The sequence below is a fragment of the Bartonella sp. AA97HXZ genome, from assembly GCF_042196985.1.
In the GTDB taxonomy this organism is placed as follows: Bacteria; Pseudomonadota; Alphaproteobacteria; order Rhizobiales; family Rhizobiaceae; genus Bartonella.
Map to the genome: position 1 here is coordinate 26,674 of NZ_JBHIRC010000006.1, position 12,597 is coordinate 39,270.

Consider the following 12,597-nt stretch of genomic DNA (forward strand, 5'->3'; position numbering starts at 1 on the left):
CGGTTTAACTGCAATAAATAGCACTTTCAATATAATAAGCTAATAAGCTCCTGTAAATTTTTTAGAAAGAATTTAGCTAAAGATAGCATGCTTTCTTCATTACAAAAGTGTCTAACTATCGTTTTTTTGTTACTCACTTTAATATATGGCGTAAAAAACGCTTATGCTGAGTTATCTTCTGATGAACAATACCAACATTTAAAAAACAAAAGAAAGAATATTAAAGAGAGCATACAATTTATTGAAGAAAGTATATCTCATTTGGATATTTGGGAAAAAAATATTTCTAAAGCAGAATACTATGAGCGTTTACAGGAACGGAATAAGTTATATAAAAAACTGAAAACTCTGAAGGATGAATATTATAATCTTGGTTCGAAATTACAGGATCTAGCTGAAAAAAAACAAAAAATTATCTCTAGAATACATATAGCGAGAGAGTATGAAGTAGGGGAGTATGAAGAAAAGTTGATTAAAGCAAAAGATTATTTAAAAAAAACTCAAACGTTTAATGAATGGGGAATGAATGAGAAAAGTGGAGGTGATGATGAGATAATGAAAAATTATCTCATATTTATTATTGCTTGCAATACGTTAGCGGATATATTGCAAAGTGATATAGGTGCTATTTTGCGCAAAGATTTTGATTGGAAAGATAAAGATTTTAGTTGGGCTAAAGGCGCAAATAATTCAATAAGTCCTAGTTTAGTCAGGGATATTAAAGAATTACTAACAGATGGCTCTTATAGTTATGAAAAACAAATATTTGACGATATAAAAAATAGTCTTACAGAAGATAATTGGTTTGTAAAAAGTGCACCTAAGCTTTGTAATACCATTAAAGAAGTACATAATATAATGCTTCCAAACAAGAAAAAGAATATTATAGATCGTATGCGTTTTCATGTTGAAGAATTATTCAATTAAAAATTATTTATTTGATTTATGTTGAATTATATTCAAAATAGAAAAATACTTAATTTTTCGTAACGGTATAGTTTAGAAAATTCATAAAAAATAATTCTATAAGAATAGCCAATTAAAAATTTACTCATATAAATACAGAGAAATTAAGATTATATACTAAATAATATTTAAAATATATTTTAATTTTTTGTTTTTAATTATTATTTATAATAAAGTAATTTTATGCACATAAGATATTATATATTGTTCTTATCATATAAGATTTAATATATATATTAAATAATAAAATCATATATCTTTTTTATGTTTTCTTTTTATGCATAATTTTTTGTGCTTGTAGTTTTTTATTTTTATCTGTTTAATTATTTTAATGACGATACATCTCATATCATAAATCTTGTTTCATTAATATGATAAGAGAGATATTTTATAGCTCTAAGTTGTGTTATATAGAGAAACAAAATGATATTTTTAATTCATTTTTTTCTTAAAACTTAAATCATTAACGATTTATATCTTTGATATTGTGAAAGATAAAAAGAATTTATCATTTTAGTAGATTCTTTTATTTAAGAAATAACTTAAAAGAAATTGATAAAAGCTATATTTTTTATTCACGTTATAAAACTGAGAGATGATATTCGTACAGAAGTGCAATAATAGATGTTTAATATATGAGCATAAATTTATTATGGCTTTAGGCACGTGAGATGATTCATAGGGAGGGTTTCCTTTGTTCAGTAGTTTTATCTATAAAACTAACTCCGCTTGTGATGTACAAGTGGATAAATTTTATTGATTCAACATAAGAGAGGTTTGCGCTATTAGGATCTTTCATACAATATAGAAAAAAGATAAATTATTATTATAAATTAATATGTTATTATATTTTAAGAAAGTTTTTTATAAATAAAATATTTTCAGCAGTTATAGATTTTCTCTCTAAGAAAATGTGTTGTTTAATTAAGAAAAAAGCACTTCTTTAGTAGCGTATTTTTAAACTAAACTGTTTAGTTAAACGCTATGGAATATAAAATTTTTATTACAAAAGCGTATCACTATTATTTTGTAAACAAGGGCAGAAAATTGTTCATTAGCAAAAAGCTCTCTTACAATTATGCAGAAATTTTAGACAATCAGTGGTTTTAATTCATTAAATGTTTCAATAATATCGTAGATGATTTTGTTTTTGTGTATCACACAAGGAAAACAGTAAAATTTATCTGATATTTTGGAGCTTCATGCATTGCAACACCTGTTGCAAAGGTTCTATAAGCTTAACATGAAGAGTAATAAATGTAAAAATTTTAATTAGTAAGTTTTTTAGAGTAGTATCAGAGTTTATTTTAATTAATATTGCAATATTGATTCGTTTGTGTAATCTTAGTTTAAGTGCACAGAGGTGTTTTATGGATAGATTGCATCAAATACCAATGTGATGAAGAGGGGAAATGATATGAGTGTATAAAAATTAGAATGGCTCGTCGTATTTTTTCTCTAAATTTGACTTTTTTTTTTATATTGAAGTAAAAATAGTAAAATTAATTGTTATTTCATTATAATTTAATAAATTAAGTTGGAATTATATTTAATATTTTTTTGAAGTTACTTAAGAGCGCGTTGAAAGGATTAACTTAATCATGTCGCATAAAAATGTTTATTCTGCTGTTTCAGTATTAGTTGGAGCCGCTGCCCTTTTTCTTATAGCTGGTATTTCTGCAAATGCGCAAACTTTATCACAAGGTTGGTACAAAGTTTGCAGTAAGCAGCATGATGTTGATATTTGTAATACAATGAATACTGTATTATCGAATACGGGACAACCTTTAACGGCTTTTAATCTTGTTGAAATAAAAGGGAAGCAAAATGAGAAACGTATAGGTATTCAAGTGCCTACAGGTCGTTTTTTGCCAGAAGGTGTTCACATTAAAATTGGTGACGAGTTCTCTAAAAAAATTCCTTATATTATTTGTAATGGACCAAGTTGTATTGCTAATGATGTCTTAGATGATAAGCTTATAGCAGCTATGAAAAGTGGTACAAAAATGGTTGTAACCACAGTTAATTTCCGTGGTTCAGCTAATCCTATTGAATTTTCTCTTAATGGGTTTACAGCAGCCTATACCGGTCCTGGTATGGAGGAAAAAGATTTCCAACAAGAACAAATAAAGCTGCAGCAAGCTATTCAATCAAAGCAAAAAGAAATTGAAGAGCGTATGCGGGCTGAGCAAGAAAAAGCGAAACAAAAGTAATAAAACCACACCATAAAAGTTGGTCAAAACGTTTTCTATAATTGTTTATTTGAACCGCCACAGTTTTCTGTGGCGGTTTTTTTGAATCCTTAATTTTTCGAAAGAATTCTGCGTTTCCACCAACCAATACGTTCAGTTTTGGAAGAATCATTAGGCGTTGATGAAATAACAACGGGTTGATTAATTGTTTCTTCAATTTGGGAAGGAGAGGTTTCGATAACTTTCTCCATCTCGATTACAGTTTCTTGCTCTAATATTTTTTGTATTTGCGTTGTCTCTTTAGAAGATGATTTTTTACGTGTTCCACGTGTTGATTTTTTACTCTTTTCAAGAGCTTTATCTTCTACCTCATGAATAGCTTTGTCTGCTTTTTTTGTTTTAGTTTTACGCACCGGACTGGTTGTAGGTTTTTCTTCAAGAGATTTTTGTTCTGCAATATTTTGATCATTATCTAAAGAAAGTTGATTTTGTACTACTTTTGAAGAACGTTTTTTAGGTTTAATACTTGTATCATTTTTTTCAGATTCACTCTGTTGTTGTATATCTAGAGCTTGTGTATTATTTTTTGTTTCTTCAAGTTCAAAAGATTTAGCAGGTGAAACACGACGTTTGCGATGCGCTGCTTTAATTTCTGCTAAAGCTTGCTTAGCAAAATCTCCCACTGGTTCTGCATAAGGAACGCGAATCTGATGAAAACTATTATCTTGATTGCGTCGACCACCACGACGTCCTCGACGACGTCCTCGACGATAAGAATCATCATTCAAGGTATCTTCTTTTTTATGAACGTTGGAGAGAGAATGATCAATAATTTCACCGTGACGATTTTTGCGCCGACGCTTTTGATTTGTTTCAATGGGAGAAGGATTTTCAATAGATTCACTCTTTATGAAAACAGAATCTTCAATTTCTTGCTTATTGTCATCTTCCAATGAAGATTGAGAAATTCTCTCTGCTATTGAGCCTTTAGAAATAACAAGATGTTGTGTTCCAATACTATCATCTGCTTCAATACTAATATTAAGTTTAAAGCGAGCTTCTAAATTAACAAGAATATTGCGTTTATGATTTAATACATAAAGCGCTGTTGCTACGGGGGTGCGCACGATAATATTATGTTGCGAATTATGAAGAAGATATTCTTCAATTGAGCGCATGACATGTAACGCAATTGATGATTCAGAACGTATATTTCCTGTTCCTGCGCAATGTGGGCAGGGCTGTGTCGTACTTTCTAAAACCGATATGCGAATACGTTGACGACTCATTTCTAAAAGGCCGAAGTGTGAAATATGACCTACTTGAATACGAGCACGATCGTTTTTTAAACAATCTTTTAATTTTTTTTCGACCAGCTTCACATTGCGTTCTTCAAGCATATCAATAAAATCAATCACAATTAAACCAGCAAGGTCACGCAAGCGTAATTGACGCGCTACTTCTTCAGCAGCTTCAAGGTTAGTTTGTAAGGCTGTCTTTTCAACAGAGAATTCTTTCGTAGAGCGGCCAGAATTTACGTCAATAGCAACAAGTGCTTCTGTTTGATTAATAACAAGATAACCACCAGATTTTAAAGAAACCTGTGGTTGCAACATTTTATCAAGTTGAATTTCAATATTATTTCTTGCAAAAATGGGCGTAGGATCACGGTAAGGTTGCACAACTTTTGCATGACTTGGCATGAGCATACGCATAAAGTCTTTCGCTTCACGATATCCTTGGTCTCCAGAGACAAGAATTTCACTAATGTTCTTATTATAAAGATCTCGTATAGAACGCTTGATGAGATTGCTTTCTTCATGGACAAGGCATGGCGCCGTTGACTCGAGTGTCAAAGTGCGAATAGTATCCCATAACCGCATAAGATATTCATAATCACGTTTAATTTCAGCTTTTGTTCTATTGGCACCAGCGGTTCGTAAGATAACGCCCATACCTTTTGGAACGGCTAATTCTTTTACGATTTCTTTAAGACGCTTACGGTCTTGTACGTTCGTAATTTTTCGTGAAATACCACCACCACGTGCTGTGTTGGGCATTAGAACAGAGTAACGACCAGCTAGAGATAGATATGTTGTAAGGGCAGCACCTTTATTACCACGCTCTTCTTTGATAACTTGTACCAACAAAATTTGACGTCGTTTAATGACTTCTTGAATTTTATACTGACGCCCTTGTTTTCTTTGATAAATCGGGAGCTCTTCACGGATGTCCTCAGCACCGACCATTTCAATCTCATCATAAGAGATATTGGCATTTAATGCTTCTTCTGTATTATCAATCATTATCGCTTCAGATGTGATATCATTTTCAATATCGGCTGCTATAACATTGTTTTTTTCACTTTTTTTTGTTCTTCTGGAGCGTTTTTTATTTTTAGTTGCTTCTTCCGTAAAGGTATCTACAGAATTTTCTCCTACAGCTTCTTTTTCTTCTTCTTCAAGAAGAGCAAGGCGATCAGCAATAGGAATTTGATAATAATCAGGATGAATTTCAGAAAATGTTAAAAAACCATGTCGGTTTCCACCATATTCAACAAAAGCCGCTTGGAGAGACGGTTCTACACGCGTAATACGTGCGAGATAAATATTCCCCTTGAGCTGTTTTCTATGTTCTGATTCAAAATCAAGTTCTTCAATTTTGTTGCCGTGAACAACAACAACACGTGTTTCCTCCGGATGGGAGGCATCTATAAGCATTTTGTTTGACATAAGTTAATATCCTGAAGGCGACATGCACAATTTTATTCAAACGAATGCCATAACTATTCGTAAACATAAAAGGCTGTCTGCCATAAAAGGGAGGTACCAGAAAAACAGGACGAAACACCACGTGCAAAGGCATGACTGCATTTACACCATTTCTCATCATTATTTCCATCTGTTTTTTATGACTCATATTTTCTTAAAAGTCTCCGGTAAAATAATCTTTAAAACAGTTCGGATATCCGAACCAACGAATCTTAAGTAATGCAATCCTAATGTTACAACATAGAAATTTTTCATCCATAAAAAAGTCTCAACGCATAATAGACAAAAAACTTCTAAAGACAACTTAATATGAGTTACAGATAATTTAGATGACTATTATCAGCTAGGAAGCATAAATATTCTTTTATGTTGATATCATGCGTTTGGCAAGTAACAATGTAAATCATGTATAATTATAATATCTTTATGACCTTAATTTCGTTTTGAGGTGTTTATTTAGCTTTTATTGAAAAATAGAGAATAAATTGGTGTATCGTTTTATGTAACCAAGATAAATTATTACAAAGGTAATGTAGAGTATTTTGCTTATGATAAGAGTTTTTTTTACCAAAAAGCTGAAAACAGCTTATGGGGATGTTATTGTGCTCGTCACATACTTTTTATTATCTTTTTTGCTACTCCAAACTAGTGTTCAAGCCGCAGATCCTCTGAGACTTATTAATTTTCGAACCATTGGTGATAGTATTCATACGCGTATTATTGCGGTTTTTAATTCAAAACCAAATATTCGTTTACAGATTTTGGACAGGCCCGCACGTTTGGTTATCAATTTACCTACAATTGACTTTTCGATGCAAAATACGCCTTTAAAGAAACGGAATACATTATCCGTTATGCTTTCAGATGTGCGTTATGCTTTCTCTGACATACAGACTTCACGCATTATTTTGACAAGTAAAACGGCTTTTGTGGTTGAAAAAAATGTCGTAAAAAAATTAAATAATGGTTTATGGCAGTTGCTGATTGATATTCGTAAAAGTACACAAGAAAAATTTGATGAGATATTAAAAAAACAGCAAAGAAGCAATTTTGATACAAAAACACAGTTAATGCCAGCATATAATTTCCGTGTTGTTCTTGATCCTGGTCATGGTGGTATTGATGGTGGTGCACGGGGTGTTACTGGAATTTTAGAAAAAGATGTGACTTTAGACTTTGCGCGTGCATTGCGAGACGAATTACAAAAGGATTCTCATATTACCGTTGCTTTAACACGAGATTCCAATATTTTTTTAAGACTAAGTGAAAGAGTTAAAAAAGCGCAAGAGTTTGATGCTGACCTTTTTATATCTATTCACGCAGATACGATTGATCTACATTCTCTTCGCGGTGCCACAGTGTATACCATATCAGATAAAGCCTCTGATGCCATTGCAAAATCTTTGGCTGAAAGTGAAAATAAAGTTGATTTGCTTGATGGTTTGCCTGCAGATGAAACGCTCGAAGTTACAGATATTTTGATGGATCTTACACGACGTGAAACACATACATTTTCGGTTAATTTTGCAAATAGTGTTATTTCAAGTTTATCAAAGAATCATATTAACTTGATTAATAACCCACATCGGTATGCTAATTTTCAAGTTTTAAGAGCTTCAGATATACCCTCAGTCTTGATAGAGATAGGTTATTTATCCAATAAAGAGGATGAAAAGTTATTAAATGATCCTCATTGGAGAAAACAAATGGCAGCCTCTATTGCTCATTCTATTCGTCAATTTGCTGATTATAGGCAGAAAATGATACAGCCTCTTTAAATTTATGAGAAAATAGAGTATCAATATGGGCTTCTAATGTACCCTGGTATAAATAAAAGATAGAAAATAATTTCTCTTGATCTCAATCTTGTGGTGATATCCACTTGGTGTGTTTGAAGTAACGTATTTTTTCTTTAATTAATTCTTAAGAAAGCGATAGCCATTTTTATGATGATTTTTTTAAGATATCTTCTTCGTTTTTTTATTGCTATTGGACTTTATGGTGCAATAACGTGGGGTGTTATGACCAGTGGTCAAGCAAATGCACTCCCTGATTATGAAGTTCTTTCACTTTATGAGCCGCCGGTAATGACCCGTGTCCATGCTTCTGATGGCCGTCTTATGGCAGAGTTTGCAACAAAACATCGCCTCTATTTACCGATTCAATCAATACCAAAGCTTGTTATAAATGCTTTCATTTCGGCTGAAGACAAAAACTTTTATCATCATTTTGGTTTAGATCCTGAAGGACTTTCTCGAGCTTTGATCAATAATATTCGTAATATTGGTTCTGGAAGACGTCCAGAGGGTGCATCAACTATAACGCAACAAGTCGCTAAAAACTTCCTTTTAAGTTCAGAAACAACGTTAGAACGTAAATTTAAGGAAGCTATTTTAGCAATGCGTATTGAGAAAACTTATTCAAAAGATCATATTCTCGAGCTTTATCTCAATGAAATTTATCTGGGTCGTGGCACTTATGGCATAGCTGCTGCTTCTTTGACTTATTTCAATAAATCCGTCAATGACCTGACGTTAGAACAATGTGCTTATTTGGCTGCTCTTCCAAAAGGACCAGCAAATTATGATCCATTTAAGAATACACAACGTGCTATTGATCGGCGTAATTGGGTTATAGACCGGATGATTGCAAATGGATATGTAACGCGTGAACAAGGTGAAAAAGCGAAAGCTAAACCTTTAGGAGCGACAATCCGTGGGAGTGATAGCTATGTTTTTGCAGCTGATTATTTTACTGAAGAAGTACGGCGTCGTTTAATACATCGCTATGGGGCTAAAACACTTTATGAAGGTGGGCTTTCCATTCGTACAACGCTTGATCCGCATTTACAACTTATTGCGCGACGTGCTTTGCACGATGGATTAATTAGATTTGATCATGCGCAAGGATGGCGTGGAGCTTATGCGCATATTGATGAGAAAGGTGATTGGGGGGCAGAACTTGCAGATATCATAGGGCTAAGTGATGTTCCTGAATGGCGTTTAGCTGTTGTTCTTTCTACTAATCCCAACAAAGTAGAGATTGGTTTACAGCCACAGCGCGAAGCTTCAGGTATATTATCAAAAAAACGGGAAATTGCTGTTTTATCTGAAGCTAATTCAAAATGGGCACTCCATGTTGTAAAAGAAAATGGTTATCGAAAAACTGTTCAGAATTTATCTCATGTTCTGCAAGTTGGGGATGTCATTTTTGTTGAAAAACTATCCAATACAAACAACACTTATCGTTTACAACAAATTCCAAAGGTTGAAGGTGCAATTGTTGCTATGGAACCTCATACAGGGCGCGTTCTTGCTATGGTGGGAGGATTTTCTTTTGCCGCATCTGAATTCAATCGTGCAACCCAAGCTTACCGCCAACCGGGGTCTGCTTTTAAGCCTTTTGTTTATGCAGCAGCTCTTGATAACGGATATACACCAGCATCCGTTGTTTTAGATGGCCCCATTGAAGTTCGTCAATATAATGGTGAAGTTTGGCAACCCAAAAATTATGGTGGTACCTTTGCAGGACCTTCAACGTTGCGTTACGGTATTGAGCATTCTCGTAATCTTATGACAATACGGCTTGCCAATGATATGGGAATGCCTCTTGTCGCTGAATATGCAGAACGCTTTGGGGTGGTAGATAAATTGCAGCCTTATCTTCCCATGGCTTTAGGGGCTGGTGAAACAACAGTATTACGGATGGTTACAGCTTATTCCGTTATTGCCAATGGCGGACGCTCTATTAAACCTTCTCTGATAGACAGAATTCAAGATCGTTATGGGAAGACAATTTATCGTCATGATGATCGTATTTGCGAAAATTGTAATACGAATTCATGGAATAATCAAAGTGAGCCCACATTGATTGATGAGCGAGATCAAGTTCTTGACCCTATGACGGCTTATCAAATTACCTCGATGATGGAAGGGGTTGTTCAGCGTGGTACTGCGGCACGTTTACGTTATCTTAATCGACATATTGCCGCTAAAACAGGAACAACCAATGACTCTAAGGATGTCTGGTTTATGGGATTTACTCCTGACATTGTCGTTGGTATTTTTGTCGGTTATGATCAACCAGCTTCGTTAGGATATAATGGAACAGGAAGTTCATTAGCTGCACCTATTTTTGGTGATTTTATGGCAGATGCTCTTAAAGGGAAGCCAGATGTTCCCTTTAAGATGCCAAAAGGTATGATTTTAATGCCAATTAATCGGAAAACAGGAATGCTTGCCGAAAGAGGAGATCAAGATGTCATTATAGAAGCATTTAAACCAGGGACTGGTCCTGCTGATATATATCAAGTTATTGGGAGTACAAATTCTTTTCAAGAAGGTGTTCCTGCAGTAACGACTTCTCCACAAGTCAACAAAGCACTTGAAAGTGGGACAGGTGGGCTGTATTAATCGACAAAATCTCCTTTTGCCATGAGTCATGGTTTTTATCTTTTTTTACAATGTCGGTTCTATAAATAGAGTGATAGAACTGTACCATTTTCTGATAGCAGCTATTAAATTTGTATAAAATGCTAAGAGACACAACCAAAAAGAGTTTTTTAAAATACGGTGTTAAATTATGCGAGCAGAAATAGAAACATTAGTTGATGAAATCCAGAAAGCAATACAATTGCTAAGGGGGCATCTTTGACTGGGATCAATCACTAAAGCGTCTTGAATATCTTAATCAAAAAGCGGAAGATCCATCATTATGGGATGATGCACAACGAGCACAGGATATGATGCGTGAGCGTCAACGTCTTGATAATTCAATCAATGGTCTTTTATCATTTACAAAAATACTTGAAGAATGCATTGAGCTTATTGCGATGGGCGAAGAAGAAAGTGATGTGGAAATTATCGCTGATGCAGAAAGATCAATACGTAATCTTAAAAATGAGATAGATAAAAGGCAAATTGACGTACTTCTTTCAGGAGAGGCAGATCCGAATGATACCTATTTAGAAGTTCATGCTGGAGCAGGGGGAACAGAAAGCCAAGATTGGGCTTCTATGCTCTTACGTATGTATATGCGATGGGCTGAACAGCATGAAATGAAGGTTGAGATTTTAGAAATTCATGATGGAGAAGAGGCAGGAATAAAGTCAGCGACTATTCTTGTAAAAGGGCATAATGCTTATGGAATGTTAAAAACAGAATCAGGTGTTCATCGCTTAGTGCGGATTTCTCCATTTGATTCGAATGCAAAGCGCCATACCTCTTTTGCGAGCATTTGGGTTTATCCAGTTATTGATGACAATATTGAAGTTGATGTTTCAGAGGCAGATGTGCGTATTGATACATATCGTGCATCTGGAGCAGGAGGACAACATGTTAACACGACAGATTCTGCTGTTCGCATCACACATATAAAAACGGGTATTGTTGTTCAATGTCAAACAGAGCGTTCTCAACATAAAAATCGCGCTACGGCTTGGTCGATGTTGCGTGCACGGCTTTATGAAGAAGAGCTTAAAAAAAGAGAAGAAGAAACCAATGCTGCTGAATCTTCTAAAACAGAAATCGGATGGGGACATCAAATTAGATCTTATGTTCTTCAACCCTATCAGCTTGTCAAAGATTTGCGTACAGGAATTGAAAATACGGATCCACAATCCGTACTTAATGGTAATTTAGATGCATTTATAGAGGCAGCACTCGCACGGCGCATTTATGGACAAGACAAAAAAATTGAGGATATTCGTTAATTACATATCCTTCCTTCAAGCCATGTAGATTTTTTCTTAAGCTGTTCGTTTCATGGATGCTGTGATGTTATATAGCCTTTGATACTTTAAAGGTTTAAAGGGGGATTTTCTTGTTCCTTTCTTCAACTTTTTCTCACACGCTAATTCTGCTTATGATATTGCAAGTGATAGGAAGAATCTGAAATCAGAAAATTTTGCGATATTCGGGGGACTAATATAAATGTAAAACAATTCATTATCCTTATAAATCAATATATTGTAAAAATTGAATCCGTTGAAAAACTAAAATCAATTAGGGAGAATAACTTTTGCTTTTGAAGGTAAATCAAACACTCAATTTACAAGTTACCATTATGATATAAAAGTGTTGCAGTAGCTAAAACATTTTCAACATGCCCAGATACGCTCACTTTGCGCCATTCTTCTGCTATTATTCCATTTGCATCAATTAAAAAAGTGCTCCGTTCAACTCCCATATATTTGCGTCCATACATGCTTTTCTCAACCCAAACACCATAAGCTTCGAGGGTCGTTTTTTCTTCATCAGAAACCAAGATGACATCAAGTTCATGTTTTATTTTAAATTTATCATGTTTTTTTACATTATCTGGAGAGATTCCAATAACAGAAACACCGATTTCATCAAATTTCATCTTTAATTTTGTGAAATCAAGTGCTTCACTTGTGCAACCACTGGTGTCATCTTTTGGATAAAAATATAAAACAACAGGCTTTCCTTTAAAGTCAGAAAGACACACTGTCTCACCTCCATCGCGCGGCAAAGTAAAATCAGGAGCAAGAGCACCTTTCATTGGTCTTGTCATTGTTTTCATCTTTCTTTTTTGTGTAACAGGTATAAAATATCAGAGTACACAGAAGAAAAGAACTATTCAACTCTCTAGAATTTTATCGTTTTGAAGAGACTTTTATTTCCCTAACAAAATTCGCCCTATCACAA

At 34.1% G+C, this 12,597-nt stretch carries 7 protein-coding genes; 5 read left to right on the forward strand and 2 right to left on the reverse strand.

Annotated elements, in window-relative coordinates:
* The first annotated feature begins 87 nt into the window (after positions 1 to 87).
* On the forward strand, positions 88 to 927 hold the full coding sequence (locus tag ACFINE_RS04745) for a hypothetical protein (RefSeq protein WP_375621234.1): 840 nt from the start codon (positions 88 to 90) through the stop codon (positions 925 to 927).
* Between the two features lie 1,640 nt (positions 928 to 2,567).
* Positions 2,568 to 3,179 carry an invasion associated locus B family protein gene (locus ACFINE_RS04750; protein WP_273791265.1) on the forward strand — a complete coding sequence of 204 codons (612 nt, stop codon included), beginning with the start codon at positions 2,568 to 2,570 and terminating at the stop codon, positions 3,177 to 3,179.
* 89 nt (positions 3,180 to 3,268) lie between these two features.
* On the opposite strand, the gene ACFINE_RS04755 is transcribed toward ACFINE_RS04750, so the two are convergent.
* Positions 3,269 to 5,890 (reverse strand): ribonuclease E/G, encoded by a 2,622-nt coding sequence (locus ACFINE_RS04755; protein WP_375621235.1) that lies wholly within the window; start codon positions 5,888 to 5,890, stop codon positions 3,269 to 3,271.
* Positions 5,891 to 6,477: 587 nt separating this feature from the next.
* On the opposite strand from ACFINE_RS04755, the gene ACFINE_RS04760 reads away from it, so the two are divergent.
* From ACFINE_RS04760 to prfB, 3 genes are all read left to right on the forward strand, one after another.
* Positions 6,478 to 7,707, forward strand: a complete 1,230-nt coding sequence (locus ACFINE_RS04760; protein ID WP_375621236.1) for an N-acetylmuramoyl-L-alanine amidase — start codon at positions 6,478 to 6,480, stop codon at positions 7,705 to 7,707.
* Between the two features lie 168 nt (positions 7,708 to 7,875).
* On the forward strand, positions 7,876 to 10,341 hold the full coding sequence (locus ACFINE_RS04765) for a penicillin-binding protein 1A (protein WP_375621237.1): 2,466 nt from the start codon (positions 7,876 to 7,878) through the stop codon (positions 10,339 to 10,341).
* A 169-nt stretch (positions 10,342 to 10,510) separates the two neighbouring features.
* Positions 10,511 to 11,639 (forward strand): peptide chain release factor 2 gene (gene prfB / locus ACFINE_RS04770; protein ID WP_375621238.1). Its coding sequence is split into 2 segments (ribosomal slippage): positions 10,511 to 10,579 and positions 10,581 to 11,639, totalling 1,128 coding nucleotides; the frame shifts between segments, so codons are not numbered across the junction.
* 338 nt (positions 11,640 to 11,977) lie between these two features.
* On the opposite strand, the gene ACFINE_RS04775 is transcribed toward prfB, so the two are convergent.
* Entirely contained in the window at positions 11,978 to 12,463 is a 486-nt protein-coding gene (locus ACFINE_RS04775; RefSeq protein ID WP_375621239.1) for a peroxiredoxin, read from the reverse strand.
* Positions 12,464 to 12,597: the final 134 nt, after the last annotated feature.

Coding starts and splice junctions, on each gene's coding strand:
- ACFINE_RS04750 (WP_273791265.1), top strand. CDS start 2,568: ATGTCGCATAAAAATGTTTATTCTGCTGTTTCAGTATTAGTTGGAGCC.
- ACFINE_RS04765 (WP_375621237.1), top strand. CDS start 7,876: ATGATGATTTTTTTAAGATATCTTCTTCGTTTTTTTATTGCTATTGGA.
- ACFINE_RS04745 (WP_375621234.1), top strand. CDS start 88: ATGCTTTCTTCATTACAAAAGTGTCTAACTATCGTTTTTTTGTTACTC.
- ACFINE_RS04775 (WP_375621239.1), bottom strand. CDS start 12,463: ATGACAAGACCAATGAAAGGTGCTCTTGCTCCTGATTTTACTTTGCCG.
- ACFINE_RS04760 (WP_375621236.1), top strand. CDS start 6,478: ATGATAAGAGTTTTTTTTACCAAAAAGCTGAAAACAGCTTATGGGGAT.
- ACFINE_RS04755 (WP_375621235.1), bottom strand. CDS start 5,890: ATGTCAAACAAAATGCTTATAGATGCCTCCCATCCGGAGGAAACACGT.